Raw genomic sequence first — 18967 nt, 5'->3', positions numbered from 1 at the left:
CCGCGGCTAGACCGCGGTATCCAGGTTTTAACTTAAGTCTCACTCCGAACTAATGGACAGAATTAAGAGTGTCCAGGCCGGTTCCCAACAACCTCCTGTTGCTGCTCTTCTTGCCTAAGTCTCTCACCAATTTTTTTGATATCACCCAAAGCATCCCTAAAATCAGTTGAATGTTTTTGTAATGACTCTGTCCGTGGGGGTTCAAGATTGCCATTCGTAGCGCGCACCCCTTCCTTACGCCATTTGACCGGTTCAGGACTACCCTCTAAAACTTTTTTATTTTCCCCTTCCACAACAAATGTCGGCTCATCCTCAGGCGTATCATCGATCATACTGTGTGCTTCCTGACTCATACTTACTATTTCAACAAGCGCTTCTTGCTTAACCTGGAGCTTTTCTTGCTGGATGTCGACAGCGTTTTGAACATAATCCTTTTGCGCATCGAGCAACCGCCCCATAAAAGCATCATGTTGCTCTTTTACTTCGCTTTTATATTGAAAATAGCTCGGTGCAGCAAAGCCAAGCAGTGCTCCAAGTGTTCCCAACACCCCACCCCATTTTTCACGAGCGAAGGCAAAATAGCCTTGAGCTTGAGGCCCATCCCAAGCATTTGTTGATTCTTTAGTCAAGCTTTTATGAGCCTGCATTTTGCCGGCTTTGCCTTGGTGTAAATGCTCCAGAGTAGATTCTTCAGCATAGTTACGATTGAAAAGACCTGCAAAACCTCTTTTCGCATTAACTTTCGCCGCAGCACCCTGGTCTACAGCACTAATAATGGAAGCGCCAGATTGTAAATGATTGTCGTATGTCGAATCCAAGGCTTGCTTTAGATTTGCTGTAGCTTTAGTGACTTCTTTAGATGTTTTTGCCTGAGCGACCGCATTAATTGCCAGAACAATGGGATCATCTTTTTGAGGGGCAACACTATCTAAAACTGCAACCCGTCCATTAATCGCCTGAGCACGCTCATTACCACTCTTACATCCTGAAATTGATGCCTGTTCTACAAAGATGCTCATGGCTTGGAACAACTTCGCATGCTCATGGGATTGATGTAAGTTATTAGCCATCATCGCTTTCATCGCTAATTTTGCTGACTCAACCGTTTGCTCTGCTGTACTCAATTGATCGTCAACAACACCGCGCTCTGCAATTTGTGCCCATCCGGCTTTCACCTTTTCAATTGCACTTCTAGCGTCTTTAGCTTGGGGTGATTGGGAAAAGTAAGGCGCGCGATTACTGGAGGTTAAATAGGTCTTATAGGCATTAAACGCATCTTCTACAGCGGATCTTTGGGGGTCATCTTTAGCAACCAAGTTATACATCATTGACATTTCTGTCATTAAGGTTGCTTCATTCCTTAAGGCGTTCCAGCCATATCCTAAACTGTTACCAAAACCATTAACTGAAATATTTTGCACCAAACAAAAAACTGGTGGTTCTTTGCCTAATTGCGCCTGATTGTAATTATGTGCGCCCGTTAATATGTATTGAGCGCCTTGGGATTGCTTATTTTTACCCCCCTCAAAACTGTCATTAAGCGCTGTATGCAAATTATAAGTAAAGGCTTTAATCTCTGTAGGTTCCTCATCAATCTTAATCTTGATAGGTCCCACATCAACGCTCTCAGCAATATTGTATTTATCACGAATATGATTCAATTTTACTTCAACATCGCTAATCGCATCTTGAGGTTTAATTTTTTCTTTCACATCCAATGAAGGAACCCGAATCTGGATTCTTGGCTGGCCTTGATTCGCCTCATCATGACCAATAGTAATCAAGCGTCGATCAGCAAGATGCTCTGCCCCCTCCCCTCGGTCATGGGCTGTCACTTTAGATCCGGCGATGAGGGTAGTTTGCCTCATATCTTGGTCTATATGCACTACATCGTTAAGCGTTGCCGTTGTAATCTCGGCGTGATGCTTTAAGTGAAGATCTTTAATTTCTTTTTTGGTTAAAATAACGCCTGTAGCTCGAGTGATTTCTTCAACCAAAATTCTATGTGCGTCAGTAGAAATACTTTTACGTGCTTTATCAAGTGCCTGCACTAATTTTACATCATCAACTTCACCATTTTTGGTAGCCTTTTCGAAGGCATCCTTAACTGCTTGGGTAATTAACCCTTGAACACGAACCATAGCAGCTGCATGAGCCTGTTCCATTTGCTCTTCGGTAAAACGGCCTGCAGAAGCATAGCTTCGCGCTGCTAAAGCTAAATGGAAATGATATTCTTGTTGTAAAGGAATAATACTGCCTCGAACTCCCATGAGTGCTTGTTCTTGCTTCTCTTTTACATTTTCATTGTCAGTTAAACCATCATGAGCTAAATCATATTGCGCGCGATATTCTTGTTTTAGGCCATCAAAGTCCGAAGAGCGACTACCAAGAACATCCAAGCTTACGGTAGTTACGGGGGTAGGAGTATGTCCAAGATTGTTGAATTCTGCCAACTCTTCCCTGGTTAAGCTGACATTAATCAATACACGGCCCTGAGGGTCAAAGAGTAACGCACCTTTGCTGGGATCAGCCAATCTATTTAACGCTTCTTGTTGTGCTCGCTCCGTCAGCAATTTAATATAGCGTCTTTGTTGTGCTTGCTGCTCTTTCAACATATATTTCCCCAGATTGCCTTCATAACTATGATTTTAGCAGAATTTGTAATCAAACTAAATAACTTTAGCCCACAAATGAGCAAATAAAAGCTCGTTTGAGCGAAAAAATCTCATGCGGCTGGGCTGCAAAGCCAGGATAGGGGAATCACGTGAACTATGTTTGCTGGGCTTTTCAGCCCAGCAAACAAAATATGCCCATTAAGTTATAGTTTTTAAAGGCTGCGGGCTTCTTTTGGCAGCCTTTTTCTCCTGTCGCCGTTCCTGCCATGTTTGTAACATCACATAAAACGCAGGCACAAATACCACCGCTAGACAAGTGGAAGCCATCATTCCACTGCAGACCGCAATCCCAATAGAACGTCGTGCATTAGCCCCAGCGCCAGTAGCGAATACCAAAGGCATAACTCCTAAAATAAAGGCAAACGAGGTCATCAAAATAGGACGAAAACGAGTCTTGGCACCAATTACAGCAGCCTCCATGATCGATTTTTTATGAATTAGTCGTTGTTCACGCGCCACCTCGACAATTAAAATCGCATTCTTAGCCGCCAAGGCAATTAACAGCAATATACCAATTTGGGTATACATATTATTCGCCAGGCCCAGAGCGGATAAAGCCAATACGGTACCAATCAACGCTAAAGGCACACTTAATAGAATAGCCAGCGGAGTCACCCAATTCTCATATTGACCCGCCAAAATTAAGTAGATCAAGATGAGGGATAAAAGAAAAATGTAATAACTCATATTACCTGAAATTTTTTCTTGATAGGCAGTACTCGTCCATTCAAAAGCAATTCCCGCCGGTAAGACTTGCTTTGCCACGCGTTCCATTGCCGCCATCGCCTGTCCCGAACTATAACCAAGAGCCGCAGATCCATAAATATTGCTGGAAGGATATAAGTTATATAGGGAAATCAAGGAGGGGCCTACGGTTGGGCCAATATCCGTTAACGTACCTAAAGGAACCATAGAGCCTGACTCATTTTTAACATAATAATTACGTACATCTTCAACGCTCATCCGATAGGGTGCATCCGCCTGCACATAAACCTGGAACACTTGCCCAAATTTAGTAAACAAATTCACATAAGAAGAACCCAGATAAGTTTGCAAAGTATCGGAGGCATCGCCTATTTTTACTCCCAGTGATTCAGCCTTAGTGCGGTTAATAGGCGCAGCTACCTGAGGAACAGAGGCTCGAAACGAGGTCATTAGTCGTTGTAATTCGGGTTGCTGACTGGCATAGCGAATTAGTTGATCTGTTGCTGCCTGTAATTTGCGATAATCAAAGGAGCCATCCTGCAATTCCAGCTGCATTTGGAAACCACCTGACATACCTAGCCCTTGGATTGGTGGGGGCACCATCACCAACACTTTAGCGTCTAAAGTTTTCTCGGCAATATCATTAAGCTTATTATAGAGAGGCAATAAGCCCTCCTCCTTACCGCGAACACTCCAATCCTTAAACATAATATACAAGACACCGCCATTGGCTAAACTGGAACTGTTATCCAATAAGGAAATCCCATCAATAGCAATCACATCAGCGACACCTCCTACTTTGGAAACCTGATCACTTAAGCGATGCAATAATGCTTCCGTTCTCCCCAAGCTAGCGCCATCCGGCAGCTGTACGTTCATCATCATATAGCCCTGATCTTCGACTGGGATAAATCCTGTTGGAATACGGCTTAAACCGAGTATCGCCAGTAAAACAAGTATAATTCCTAAGGCACAAGCAAACTTATAACGATGAACTAAACGATCCATAAAACCAATGTAGTTGGCTTCAACAGGGTTATACAATTTATCAAAAAAACGAAACACTACATTTTTTTCTTTTTGGGGGTCCACAGGTTTAAGCCACAAGGCGCACTGGGTCGGCTTTAAGGTCATGGCATTGATTGCACTGATAAATGCGGTGGCGGCAATTACTAAAGCAAATTGTGCGTACATCGCCCCAGTTAAGCCTGGCATAAACCCAGCCGGTACGAATACCGCCATTAATACTAGAGTGATACCAATAATGGGGCCGAGCAATTCCGTCATCGCCTTAATAGCCGATTCTTTAGGAGGGCTGCCATGCTCAATATGCTGGCTAACCCCTTCAACAATAACAATCGCATCGTCAACCACAATACCAATCGCTAAAACCAGAGCAAATAAAGTCAATAGGTTAATCGAGTAACTTAGTAAAAGCAGGGCAAAAAACGCACCAATGATGGTTACCGGTACGGTTGTCGCCGGTACTAAAGTGGCTCGGAAATTTTGTAAGAACACGAGAATGACGATAAGTACTAAAATACCCGCTTCGTATAGAGTCTTATATACCTCATCAACAGAGGCCTTCACAAAAATGGTGGTATCGAAAGGAATTGAATACTTCATCCCAGGAGGAAATTTTTTCGCCATATTTGCAACAGCAACCCGCACCGAATCCGCAACTTGTAAGGCATTCGCTCCGGGTAACTGATAAATTCCAATCGCTGCAGTTGGTTGATTATTCAGTTTAGCTAGCTGACTGTAACTAGAAGAACCTAACTCCACTCGCCCCACATCGCGAATACGCACAATCTTGGCACTACTACTACCATTGGCATTTTCATTGGGTTGGGTGGCCACTGTTTTCACAATGATGTTGGCAAATTGGTCTTGATCGGCAAGCTGCCCCGGCACATTCACTGTAAACTGATAAGGCTGTGACCCTTGGGTTGGTGGTGCCCCAATTTGTCCGGCAGAAACCTCTTGGTTCTGACGGCTAATAGCATTTAACACATCACTAGGGTTTAACGCATAAGAAAGCATTTTTTGGGGGTCAAGCCATATACGCATGGCATAGTTTCCCGTACCAAAAATAAGTACGTTACCCACTCCAGGCAAACGCGCCAATTCATTTTGCATGTTAATCGTCGCGTAATTATTCAAAAAGAGTCCATCGTACTCGCCATGTTCTGAGGTCAGGGTAATAAATTGCAAAATAGCAGTCGACTTTTGCTGGACAACAACCCCTTGCTTTTGAACTGCTTCTGGGAGCTGCGCCATTGCGGCTTGCACCCGGTTTTGCACCAAAACTTGCGCAAAGTTCAAATCCGTACCGATTGCAAAGGTAACAATGAGTGTGTATGTTCCACTGTTGGTGCTGGTCGATTGCATATACAGCATTTTTTCCACCCCATTGACTTGTTGCTCAATAGGAAGACCTACGGTATTGATGAGGGTTTTAGCATCCGCCCCAGGATAGCTCGTCGTTACCTGAATCGTGGGTGGCACAATCGAAGGGTACTGCGTGACCGGTAAAGCCATAATGGCTACCAACCCCAATAAGACCAACAGAAGTGCAATAACGTTCGCTAAAATAGGTCGTTCAATAAAAAATTTGGAAATCATTTGGCTTTGCTCTCACTGGATGAGTCTGCTTGCTTTTGAGGCTGCACTTTGCTACCTGGAGTCGCATTTTGCACTCCTTCAACAATAACATTATCTTGTGCATCTATCCCCTTAACAATTCCCCGAACTCCTTGTTTGGCACTACCAAGTGTGACTCGTTTTAAAACAACCTTATTTTCTTTATCAACAGCGAATACATATGGGCCAATTTGATCATAGAGAATAGCGGTATCAGGTACTGTCAGCTGCTGTTCTGGCTTAGTCACAGCAATACGAACTTGTACAAAAAGACCGGGGAGGAATAAATGATCTTTGTTAGGTAATTTGGCGCGTAACTCCATCGTTCCTGTGGCAGCATTCAAGCCGGTATTTACGAAATCCAATGTCGCTTTATATTCCTTATTGGGATCATTTTGTAAACTAACGTAAACCGGAACCTGATTAAAATCTTTAGGAGTAATCCCCATTTCTTTTGCCGCAGCTCTTAACTTAAGTAGATCTAATTCATTCAAGTTAAAATACACATAGAGTGGGTCTATTTGCTCCACGGTTGCTAAATTAGTTGCCTGTCCGTTACCGACTAAATTGCCAATATCCACTAAATGCCGGCCAATACGACCATCAAAGGGAGACAAAACGTGGGTATAACTATAGGTGATTTCTGCATTAACGGCTTCGGCAGTGGATTTATCAATTTCAGCCCCAACTTCCTGAGTTTTAGCCAACCATTTTTCCACTTCATTTTTGGAAGTAGCATTTTGCTTGAACATCCGTTGTTGACGCTCATATTCGGTTTTGTTGTAAGCATTTGCTGCCTTTTGCGCAAGAACTGTGGCTTGAGCCGCTTTTAATTGCTCCATATAAGGTTGGGGCTGAATGACAAATAACTCTTGTCCTTTTTTTACAAAAGTCCCATCAACAAACTCTATTTTTTCCAGATAGCCGGCAACCCGAGCCACCAAGTTAACTGAGTTAAATGCAACCGTAGAACCCGTTTGAGTCACAAACTCAATCATTTCTTGGCGTATGGGCTTTTGTATAACCACGGAGGGTGGGGGTATTTCCACAATTTTAGGCTTAGAAAATAAATGCACGATCAAGTAGATAAAAAATAAAGCAACTACGGCAATCCCTGCATATTTGACTGATTTTGAATTTTTATTAAAGTTCATACTGGCTACCATTTTGGCAAATAAAGTTCTTTAATTTTCTGTTTTCTCGTGGCTGGTGGCTGATGGTTTTGTTGCTTTAACAAAGTACCCCAATTGGTACGTGCCGCCATTTCCGTTTTAATTTGTTGCGACACCACATCATCACATCCACGAATATCCCAGCCCCCACCAAGCGCTCGATACAAAGCTACTAAAGCCTGGGGAATGCTCCCTTGAGCATTAACAAGTGAGGTCTGCACACTAAGTTGTTGCTGTTCTGCATTGAGCACAGGGGTAAAATCTGTTTCCCCTTCTTTGTAGCGAATCAAGGCTAATTGTAAGGATTTAGTCGCAGAGACATTCGCTTTGGCTAAGTAACGCTCCGCCTTTTTGGCTTCGATGTATGCGGTAATATTATCTTGTACTTCTTGCTGAGCTTTTAATACTACATTGACATAATTTAATAAGGATTGCTGGAATGCCGCATCCTGTGCCCGCACGGAGTTGGTAATCTGTCCATAATTTAATATGGGCCAAGTAAAACTAGGTCCGGCGGAAATATTGCGATTCGACCAGTGGAATAAATCCCCAACGGACGATTGACCAATACTGTTAGAAGAAAAGGCAAATGCACCATTTAATGAAAGTGACGGGAATAAATTTGCTTTTTCAGCTCCAATTGCGGCGGATTGGCCTATCGCATCTAAACGTGCTTGTTGCACATCCGGACGTCTAGCCATCGTTTCTTTAGGAATACCTACCGCAATAGAGCGAGGAGCGTTGGGAATACCCTTGCTTTTTTGAATGACCACATCAATATTATTGGGAATGGTTCCCAACAATACTGCAAGCGCATCTTTTTGTTGCTGTAAATTTGTCACGATTGACGGAAGGCTAGCTTCGGTTTGTCCTAACTCGGTCATCGCTTGTTCCACATCCACAAGGCTTGCTTGTCCCGCAGTAAAACGAGCGCGCGCAATATTTAATCCCATTTTTTGTACAACAATATTCGCTTTAGTGATTTTGATTTGTGACTCGTACGTACGGATTTTAATGTAGGTAGTCGCCACATCCGCGGTCAGTGTAGTCAATGCATTATCATATGCCGCCAGGGAGCTTAAAAAGGCCGCATCTTTAGCTTGAATTGCGCGACGGTATTTCCCCCAAAAATCAATCTCCCAATTCGCGGAAAACCCCATTAAGGCAGTATCAAATGATTGCGGTAAAATTTGTTGGAGGGAAGTCCCACCAATTCGGTTGTAGGTGTAATTTCCCAACATCGCTTGCTGTTGCGGATATAATTGCCCCACACTCTGCGCCAATTGTGCCCTGGTTTGTAATACTTTCACGCCTGCCGCTTGTAAGGATAGATTGCTATGATAGCCTTGGTAAATAATTGCGGTTAGAACCGGGTCGTGGAATTCTTGCCACCATTTAGTGTCTTTAAACGGCTTCTCTTTAACAGAGGCATTTTTTTTTGCCCAATGCTCCGCAACTTGTTTATTCGGCTCTTTATAATTAGGGCCGACCATACAAGAACAAAGGAACAAACAAACTACAACAATAAAAGTCTTCAACATGGAGCTAGTATTTCCCTATTGCCACTGTTTCCTTTATGCCACGTGATACGTCATCTTAAACGCAGTGATTTTTTAAGGTCAAGAACGAGTACCGTGGGGGTGGCGGTTACCATATATGTAGCATATACAAGACTTTATCATCACTATTTCTAATTTGATAGTGAATTTTGAAGAAGGATCTCAATAACGTGTAGGTTGGGATATAGCCCAACCTACAATTTATATAAATACCATCCTCAGTGAAGATGCTCACCTAGCCAGCCTCAGTCACCTGGAGATTAGTTACATTCTGCAACCCTCGCGGCAAGCGATTACCTCGACGTCCCCGTTCGCCTAAATAATGCTCTAAATCCGCTCCTTTCAGGGTGAAATGACGTTTTCCCGCATGGACTGTGAGTGAATCATGCTTAGTGAGTACTTGCACATCAATAACATATTCTTCACGTGATGCGGCCTTAGCCGAAGGAATGCTTATTAACTTATTGCCTTTACCACGAGACAATTCGGGCAATTCTTGAATAGGGAATACCAATAACCGTCCCACACTAGTTGCACAAGCAACTAACAACTCGTCATGGCTCGGCACGATTCGCGGTGGCAAAATGAGGCTAGCTTCGGGTAATTTAATACAGGCTTTCCCATTACGATTTTTCACATAAAGATCGCCAATAGTAGCAATAAATCCATAACCCGCATCGCTTGCTAATAAAACCTTTTGTTCAGCTTCACCACCAATAACAGTTTCAAACAAAGCACCTTCAGCTGGGTTTAATTTTCCTGTAAGTGGCTCACCTTGGCCACGGGCGGAAGGTAGCGAGTGTCCAGGCAAGGAATAGACCTTCCCTTCACTATCAAAGAAAATGATTTGCTGATTTGAACGCCCAGGAGCTTGTGCCTTAAACTCATCTCCTGCCTTATAGCTCAGTTCGGTACCATTGACGTCATGACCTTTCGCGGCACGTACCCAACCATTTTTGGAGAGAACTACGGTGATTGGCTCATTAGGCAGTATATCTTCTTCTTTTAAGGCTTGGGACTCTTGGCGCGCAATAATAGGCGAACGTCGTACATCGCCGAACTCATCCCGATCGCGAATAATTTCTTCTTTAACTAAGTTTCTTAACTTGGTTTCGCTAGCTAAGATACTTTGTAATTGATCGCGCTCAGCAGATAAATCATCCAATTCACCACGTATTTTAATTTCTTCCAATTTCGCCAAATGGCGCAATTTCATTTCTAAAATAGCCTCGGCCTGTCGTTCGCTTAAATTAAAACGTGCAATGAGCCCTTCTTTAGGATTGTCGTGCTCGCGAATAATGGCGATCACTTCATCGATATTTAAGTATGCGATGAGTAAGCCTTCTAACACATGAATGCGTTCAAGAACTTTTGCCAAACGATATTCTAAACGGCGAGTTACTACCCCAATACGATAAACTAACCATTCATTAAGAATAGTTAATAGATTTTTTACTTTAGGCTTGCCATCAAGGCCGATCATATTGAAGTTCACGCGATAGCTGCGTTCTAAATCGGTGGTAGCAAATAAATGCGACATCAAGCCATCCGCATCCACACGATTAGAACGTGGAATAATGACCAGGCGCGTAGGATGTTCATGATCCGACTCATCACGAAGATCTTCAACCATGGGCAATTTCTTTTGTTGCATTTGTAATGCAATTTGCTCCATCACTTTCGCACCAGATACTTGATAAGGTAATGCGGTGATGACGATGTTCTGTTTTTCCAAGCTGTAAATAGCACGCATTTTAATGGAGCCATTACCCGTCTCATACAGAGTTGAAATCATTTCCGGTGGCGTGATAATTTCTGCGGCTGTGGGGAAGTCTGGGCCTTTTATATGTTGATTAATTGCCGCTAAATCCGCTTGTGGATTTTCCAATAAGTGCACACAAGCATTCGCTACTTCAGTTAAATTATGCGGTAAAATATCCGAAGCCATACCCACCGCAATCCCAGTTGCACCGTTTAACAGGATGTTGGGTAAACGTGCTGGAAGTAGTGCGGGTTCTTGCAAAGTGCCATCAAAATTATCTACCCAATCAACCGTTCCCTGTTGTAGCTCAGAAAGCAATACTTCTGCATAAGCAGACAAACGTGCTTCAGTATAACGCATGGCCGCAAATGATTTTGGATCATCCGGAGATCCCCAGTTTCCTTGGCCATCAACAAAGGGATAACGATAGGAGAAAGGCTGTGCCATTAAGACCATAGCCTCATAACAAGCACTGTCGCCATGAGGATGGAATTTACCTAAAACATCCCCCACGGTACGCGCAGATTTTTTATGTTTGGCTGTAGCCTTTAAACCTAATTCAGACATCGCATAAACAATACGGCGTTGTACTGGTTTGAGTCCGTCAGCAATATGCGGTAATGCTCTATCGAGAATAACGTACATAGAGTAATCAAGATAGGCTTTTTCTGTAAATTCGGTGAGTTCTTTTCGTTCTGTAACATCGTTCATAATTTTGTTTTCATCGTTATCTATTAGGGCTATTTAACCATTGCTATGGGCTCTTGCATAGCTATTTTACCAGAGGAACGGGAGTGTTAGATATATATACAGCCTGCAAATTGTGAATAACTTTACCTTTTTTTTCGTGCACAGCAATTATACCAGCCTAACCTATTGATTTACAAATAATTTTATTGACTTTGTCATTGATGCCCTATGAATAACCTGTGGATAACCATGTGTATGAAGCTGGAATAAGTTCGTTAAGTTATTGTAAGTTAGGGTTTTATGATGAGAGGGATTTTATAACTGAGTCGTCGTTAAAAATCTCTTATGTTCGATTTGCAAGCCAGGTACCTCACATACCTTTCCAAGGAAAAGCCGAATTACCGTTGTCCAGCCACGGTAATTCGGGTTATTTTTACCAAATACCACTCGAAGGATGTCTGCAGCGGTTACATCCGCAAGATATCCTCAGCTGTTAAATGAGAGCGATGAATACTATTCTCGGTGATGGTCTCTAACTGCTGCTCATTAATTATATCGAAATAATTAATGACTTCATTGCAGTAATTTAAAGCATCCTCACTGGTACACCTTCGCTCAAGATCGGCATTCATCATTGCATTGACTAAAGTAACAATGCTCTGATCATAAACACTGAAATCAGATTTATTTAATGAAAATTTAAGTTTTTTATTTTCAAAAGAAACGCTATAAAGTTCTGGAAATAAATGCATGGTGACAATACCCATAGCATATAGATCAACACACAGTAGATCACCAGTAACACTAGGATCCAAATATTCGCTGGTCCAACCAAATGATTTAAAAGACCCCTTTTTATGCGACGTACCAAAATCAATAAGCCTCATAGATACATTATCTAAATTTAAAACAAAATTTTGACACTTAACATCACCATGTTTACGATGGTGCTGGTGTAGGGTATTCAAGTCTTTTAAGGCTGTGCTAAGGCAGAGTAATCGTGCTTTCATGGGTACTCGGCACAGTTCCTCTTTACTGTAATGATGCAAACCCTTACCCTGCTGCCATTCTGAAACCACACTCGTTATATTATCTCTTACAAAATATGTGGCATTGCGACCCAATAAACGATTGTATTTAACTTCACGAGCAGCCTCTTCTTGCACATGAACATGTGGCTTTAACTTCTTAATAGCATAACGTGGCTCTAGAGATTCAGCAGAAGCGTAGCCCTTTTTAACAGAACCACAGCCGCCCTCTTCCGGGCTACCATGCTCAATAAAAAAACGATAGTCATTATCTAATAGAAATTCTGAGCGTTGTGTGCCGGTATCTTTCCTACTGTGCTTGCTTATTGTGGATGACACTACTAGTGGAAACTTTTCCGCGACTCGCTCAAGAGCCCTTAGCAACGAATGTTGATTCAATAGCTTGCTGTATTTTAAATCTTCTAATAAGTTATTGAGCCGTTTAATGTTGCTGCTAGATAGAGAAAAGATCGTTTGCAATTGGGCTTTGCTTAAGTTCAAATCATTTTGCTCAAGGAGATCCAATAGACCACAAACCACTCGTTTATTTACTACGAATTCAACGCATGAATTGAGTGTATTTTGATCCAATAAATCTATTTTTTTTAAATAATTAATCGCTTTGTAAAGAGCAGAACTATCAAGCTTACGATCCATCAATTGATTAATTAACTCTTGATTTTCCTGTACTAATAACTTCTCTGATAAAACTTCTAGCACTCGCGTCAATGAGTAAACTTCATTGCTACATACGTAAGAAAATGTTCCCTCATCAAGTAAATCGTGCTGCTGAAGCAGTACTAATATCCTTGTTTTTTCTACGAAAAAGTCATAATCCTTTTTTAAAAGTAGAGCAAGGGTTGCACTATTTAAAATAGTCTTTTTACAACGGAGTAAGACTGATAATAATTTATCAAAGTAAAATAAGTTACTCGTGTTACTTGTGCAAAGTGACTTAATCAATTCATTGTTAAGAGGGATTTTTGCTTTATTAATTTGTGTGAGTAGACCTGCTAACAAATCAAAATAAGTTACGCTCGAAATCAACTCTAAACATTCCTCGTTTAAACAGCCCGCCTTATGCAGTTCTTGCAGTATATTAAACAAGTGATATACGTCTTTTATTCGGGTGTGCAGCAGATTAAGTGCGATTGGCCTCAGGAAATTTTTGTTATATAAAAACCTAAATGTTTGTTCTATTACCTCTTCCGAAAGCCCTATTTGTGGGGCAATCACTAATACAGTGTTAAACACCTCTTCGTTTAAAGGAATTCTTGCCTGCCTTAAATCGCTGCAAAATAAACGTTGCAAAAACAAATGGATATGAGCTGGTAGCTCATAAATAACCACGAAATTTTTTACGCTAATTAATTTTAAATTAGATAAGGCCACATAAATTTCAAAAAAGTACTCATTAGCGAGCTTCATTCTTATGATTTGAATCAATTCTAAATTACTATTTGTCTCCGCAATTTCAGGAACATCTCTGAGTAGCTTAAATACATCATATGCGCTTAGATGATAATCATCGGACTGATATTTGAGCCTTTGCACGAATGTTCTAAGTCGTTTAGCACGGTCGTGATCACCGATAAAATATTTGCGGAGGTAGAATGTTTCTTCATATTCTTTTAAGTAGTGGCGTAACTCCTGTAATTTCATATTAAGTCCGTTTAAAACAGGGATGAGCCCCATGCTATCACAAGCAATAAAAACGAACAAAACGTAGCATGTATTGGACGAGAGAAAGTGTAAATCCCTTATTATTACTGCGTTAATTAAAAAAATATACCCAGAACAATGAATTAATTATATAGAAATGAAATTTGAAAATCGCGGAAGACGCCGAGATAAAGCATTTGCTTTACCCGGCATAAAGAGTTACTTAATTGCTTTTCTGACTTTTTGAATAGCACGGATTTGGGCAACCGCACGTGCCAACTCAGCAGCAGCGACGGAGTAATCCATCTCACCACTTTTGTTCGCCATATCAGCTTCTGCTTGTGCTTTTGCAGCTAGAGCAGCAGCTTCATCAAGATGCTCTGCGCGCTCAACCACATCGGCCAGAACGGTGACACAGTTTGGTTGTACTTCAAGCATACCGCCCTGAACATAATAAATATCTTGAGCACCACCAGGTAAAGTCAATCTGACTTCGCCTGGTTTCAAGACAGTTAGTAAAGGGGCGTGACCTGCGGTAATACCCACTTCACCTAATTCTCCAGTAGCAACAACCATCTCTACTAAGCCAGAGAATATTTCCTGTTCAGCACTAACGATATCCAAGTGCGTTGTTATAGTCATATCATCTTGCCTCATAAGGTTTTCGCTTTAGCAACTGCTTCCTCAATGCTACCAACCATATAGAATGCTTGCTCAGGCAAATCATCGTACTCACCAGCAAGAATACCTTGGAAGCCTTTAATAGTATCTTTTAAAGATACGTATTTACCTGGAGAACCAGTGAAGACTTCAGCAACGAAGAATGGTTGTGACAAGAATCGTTGAATCTTACGAGCACGAGTTACTACGCGCTTGTCTTCTTCTGATAATTCGTCCATACCCAGAATTGCGATAATATCTTTCAATTCTTTGTAACGTTGTAAAGTTTGTTGTACACGACGAGCAGTATCATAGTGTTCTTGACCAACAACTAATGGATCTAACTGACGGGAAGTCGAGTCTAATGGATCCACCGCTGGGTAAATACCTAATTCAGCAATTTGACGTGACAATACAACGGTCGCATCCAAGTGCGCGAAGGTAGTAGCTGGTGATGGGTCAGTCAAGTCATCCGCAGGTACGTATACAGCTTGGATTGACGTAATAGAACCAGTCTTAGTAGAAGTAATACGCTCTTGGAGCATACCCATTTCTTCTGCTAATGTAGGCTGGTAACCCACCGCTGAAGGCATACGACCTAAGAGAGCCGATACTTCAACCCCTGCTAAGGTATAACGATAAATGTTATCTACGAATAATAATACGTCACGGCCTTCGTCACGGAATTTTTCCGCCATAGTCAAACCCGTTAATGCGACACGTAAACGGTTCCCTGGTGGCTCGTTCATCTGACCGTATACTAGAGATACTTTATCTAGTACGTTTGAATCTTTCATTTCATGATAGAAGTCGTTTCCTTCACGAGTACGCTCTCCCACACCAGCGAATACTGAGTAACCACTGTGCTCAATCGCGATGTTACGGATTAATTCCATCATGTTAACGGTTTTACCCACACCGGCACCACCGAACAGACCAACTTTACCACCCTTAGCAAATGGGCAAAGTAAGTCAATAACTTTAATACCAGTTTCTAATAACTCTTGGCTACCTGCTTGCTCTTCGTAGCTTGGTGCCTTACGGTGAATCGCCCAGTGCTCATCAGCGCCGATTGGTCCCGCATCGTCTACTGGACGGCCTAAAACGTCCATAATACGACCTAGAGTCTTTTTACCTACTGGAACTTGAATTGGGTGACCAGTATTTTCAACTTTTAAACCACGCTTCATACCATCAGTGGTTCCCATAGCGATAGTACGCACAACACCATCACCTAGCTGTTGCTGTACTTCGAAAACTAACTCGCCATCAACTTGTTTCAACGCATCATTGATTTTGGGAACGCTATCACGTGGGAATTCAACGTCCACAACCGCACCAATAATTTCTACGATTGTTCCGATATTTCTTACTGCTACTGTATCTACGCTGCTCATTATATACCCTCTTATAAAGCGGCTGCGCCACCGACAATCTCTGCCAATTCTTGAGTAATTGCAGCTTGTCGAGCTTTGTTATAAGCCAATTGAAATTCTTTAATCAAATCACCAGCGTTGTCGGTTGCGCTTTTCATTGCAATCATTTTTGCCGCTTGTTCACAGGCGATGTTTTCCACAACAGCCTGATACACTTGCAATTCGATATAACGTTCTAAAAGATTATCCAACAAGTCTTTAGCATCTGGTTCATAAATGTAGTCCCAGTGATGTCCCATTGTCTTGCTGTCATCTTCTGATTTTGGCAATGGTAGTAATTGTTTCACCAATGGCTTTTGCGTCATGGTGTTAACAAATTCATTGTACACGATATGTAAAGCATCAATCTTACCAGTGTAAAAGGCATCTAACATGACTTTTACGATACCAATTAAATCATTAATGCTTGGTGTATCGCCTAAATGGTCTTTTGATCCAAGTACATTGCTACCAACACGCTTAAAGAATGCTTGTCCTTTACGGCCAATAACCGCAATATCAACTTCCTTACCATTGGATTTCCAATCACGAATAGTACGTACGGTTTCACGCAATAGATTTGCGTTTAAGCCGCCACATAAACCGCGATCTGAAGTAACTACAATAAGACCTATGCGATTAACCTCGCGCTGCCCCATGAATGGATGATTGTATTCAGAGTGTGCGCGAGCAATGTGTTTTACCACATTATAAATTTTATTGGCATAGGGCTTGGATGCGCGCATTCTGTCTTGTGTTTTGCGCATTTTACTTGCAGCCACCATTTCCATTGCACGAGTAATCTTTCGAGTCTTATTGATACTCGAAATCTTAGAACGGATTTCTTTTGCTCCAGCCATATCTTATCTCGCCTTAAATTGACTACCAACTAGCTGTACGTTTAAAGTCTTCAACAGCTTTCTTCAATTGTGCTTCAATATCATTATCGTAAGCACCTGCTTCATTGATTGATTGCATCAATGCAGCGTGAGTAGTACGCATGTAGTCATGTAAAGAACCTAAGAATGATGAAATTTCATTTAATGGAACATCATCTAAATAACCCTTTTCAACAACAAACAATGCAACACCCATATCTGCTACAGAATAAGGAGCGTATTGTTTTTGCTTCATGAGTTCAGTAATACGTTGACCGCGCTCTAACTGCTTACGAGTTGCATCATCAAGATCAGAAGCAAACTGAGAGAAAGCTTCTAATTCACGGAACTGAGCTAATGCCAAACGAGTACCACCACCAAGCTTTTTCATAATCTTAGTCTGTGCCGCACCACCTACACGCGATACTGACAAACCTGAGTTAATTGCAGGTCGAACACCTGAGTTGAATAAGTCAACATCAAGGAAAATCTGACCGTCAGTGATCGAAATAACGTTTGTAGGTACGAATGCCGATACGTCGCCCGCTTGCGTCTCAATAATTGGTAACGCAGTCAATGAACCTGTTTTACCTTTTACTTCGCCTTTAGTTAATTTTTCTACTTCATCAGCATTAATACGTGCAGCTCTTTCTAGGAGACGTGAGTGTAAGTAGAAGATATCCCCTGGATACGCTTCACGACCTGGTGGTCGACGTAATAACAAAGAAATTTGGCGGTATGCCCAAGCTTGCTTGGTTAAATCATCATAAACGATTAATGCATCTTCGCCGCGCTCCATGAAGTATTCACCCATGGTGCATCCTGCGTAAGGAGCAATAAACTGTAATGCTGCAGTATCAGAAGCACCCGCAACCACAACAATAGTGTGCTCTAATGCGCCGTGTTCCTCTAATTTACGTACAATCGCCGCAACTGAAGAAGCCTTCTGGCCAACCGCTACGTACACGCACTTAACACCAGTACCTTTTTGGTTAATGATGGCATCGATAGCAATCGCTGTTTTACCAGTTTGACGGTCACCAATGATCAGCTCGCGCTGTCCACGACCAACTGGAACCATAGCGTCAATCGCGATTAATCCAGTTTGTACTGGTTGGTCTACTGATTTACGAGCAATAACCCCAGGAGCTACTTTCTCGATTGGCGCCATTGCAGTTGCTTCAATTGGACCTTTACCATCTATTGGTGTACCTAAAGCGTCAACTACACGACCTAAAAGTGCATTACCAACTGGTACTTCAAGAATACGACCAGTACATTTAACTTTTTGACCTTCAGCTAAAGACGAAGCATCACCAAGGATTACCGCACCTACTGCATCGCGCTCCAAGTTTAAAGCAAGACCATATACCCCGCCTGGGAACTCAATCATTTCCCCAGCCATTACATCTTTAAGACCATGAATTGTAGCTACGTTGTCTTTAAAGCTTACAACAGTACCTTCGTCGTTTGCTTCAGATACTACATTGAACTGTTCTATTTTCTTTCTGATTAATTCACTGATTTCAGAAGGATTTAATGCTACTTGTTCTGACATGAAAATTATCCTCTAATTTAAGCGGCTAAGTTGGTGTGAAGCTTTCTCAGCTTGCCCCGAACTGAACCATCGATAACTAAATCGCCTGCTCGAATAACAGCTCCACCAAGCAGGGTAGGATCAATACTGATTTTTAATGTAACTGTACGCTGTAAGCGCTTACTTAAAGATTCTATTAATCGCTCTTTTTGTGATGCAGATAAGTCAGAGAAACTGCTTACATCCACATCCAGAGTTTTTTCTTGCTCTGCACGAAGAGCTTCGTAGTGAGCACAAATCTCAGGCAACAGCATTAAACGTTTGTTTGTAGCCAGCAAGGCAACCAGATTATTTATTGATTCGCTCTTTTTTGACCCAGCATTGACTATGCCTTGCAGCAACTCAATTTGTTGAGCAACAGTTGAGGCAGGATTTTCAATAAACTGTACTGCTTCAGGATACATCACAGCCTGGGCAAGCGTTGTCAAATGAGCTGACCACTCGGCTAATTGATTCTCTGCTAACGCTGATTCAAAAATAGCTTTGGCATAAGGTCTGGCAATAGTGGTGCTATCAGACAT

11 protein-coding genes are annotated in these 18967 nt (G+C 41.9%); all 11 read right to left on the bottom strand.

The window, feature by feature from the left end; all coding sequences use genetic code 11:
* Positions 1–62 precede the first annotated feature (62 nt).
* Positions 63–2615, bottom strand: a complete 2553-nt coding sequence (locus tag E1P08_RS07110; protein WP_133136339.1) for a hypothetical protein — start codon at positions 2613–2615, stop codon at positions 63–65.
* Positions 2616–2813: 198 nt separating this feature from the next.
* On the bottom strand, positions 2814–6005 hold the full coding sequence (locus E1P08_RS07105; RefSeq protein ID WP_133136338.1) for an efflux RND transporter permease subunit: 3192 nt from the start codon (positions 6003–6005) through the stop codon (positions 2814–2816).
* Positions 6002–7177, bottom strand: a complete 1176-nt coding sequence (locus E1P08_RS07100) for an efflux RND transporter periplasmic adaptor subunit (RefSeq protein WP_133136337.1) — start codon at positions 7175–7177, stop codon at positions 6002–6004. Before E1P08_RS07100 ends, E1P08_RS07105 begins: the two co-directional genes overlap by 4 nt.
* Positions 7178–7182: 5 nt before the next feature.
* Positions 7183–8736, bottom strand: coding sequence for an efflux transporter outer membrane subunit (locus E1P08_RS07095; RefSeq protein ID WP_133136336.1), 1554 nt, complete (start codon positions 8734–8736; stop codon positions 7183–7185).
* Between the two features lie 253 nt (positions 8737–8989).
* Positions 8990–11227 (bottom strand): DNA topoisomerase IV subunit A, encoded by a 2238-nt coding sequence (gene parC, locus E1P08_RS07090; RefSeq protein WP_133136335.1) that lies wholly within the window; start codon positions 11225–11227, stop codon positions 8990–8992.
* Between the two features lie 446 nt (positions 11228–11673).
* A complete protein-coding gene (locus E1P08_RS07085; protein WP_165485118.1) occupies positions 11674–13896 on the bottom strand; it encodes a protein kinase family protein in 2223 nt (740 codons plus the stop codon).
* Positions 13897–14115: 219 nt separating this feature from the next.
* The gene (locus tag E1P08_RS07080; RefSeq protein ID WP_133136333.1) at positions 14116–14538 is read right to left on the bottom strand and encodes a F0F1 ATP synthase subunit epsilon; all 423 of its coding nucleotides are present in this window, start codon (positions 14536–14538) and stop codon (positions 14116–14118) included.
* 11 nt (positions 14539–14549) lie between these two features.
* Positions 14550–15953: a F0F1 ATP synthase subunit beta gene (gene atpD / locus E1P08_RS07075; RefSeq protein WP_133136332.1), complete on the bottom strand. Its 1404-nt coding sequence runs from the start codon at positions 15951–15953 to the stop codon at positions 14550–14552.
* 11 nt (positions 15954–15964) lie between these two features.
* Entirely contained in the window at positions 15965–16831 is an 867-nt protein-coding gene (atpG, locus tag E1P08_RS07070) for a F0F1 ATP synthase subunit gamma (protein WP_133136331.1), read from the bottom strand.
* A gap of 22 nt (positions 16832–16853) precedes the next feature.
* Entirely contained in the window at positions 16854–18407 is a 1554-nt protein-coding gene (gene atpA / locus E1P08_RS07065; protein ID WP_133136330.1) for a F0F1 ATP synthase subunit alpha, read from the bottom strand.
* Between the two features lie 17 nt (positions 18408–18424).
* Entirely contained in the window at positions 18425–18967 is a 543-nt protein-coding gene (locus E1P08_RS07060) for a F0F1 ATP synthase subunit delta (RefSeq protein WP_133136329.1), read from the bottom strand.

This window comes from Legionella rowbothamii, assembly GCF_900639985.1.
Taxonomy (GTDB): domain Bacteria; phylum Pseudomonadota; class Gammaproteobacteria; order Legionellales; family Legionellaceae; genus Legionella; species Legionella rowbothamii.
The sequence above is the reverse complement of the archived record's forward strand: the minus strand, read 5'-3'. Positions and strand labels throughout refer to the sequence as shown.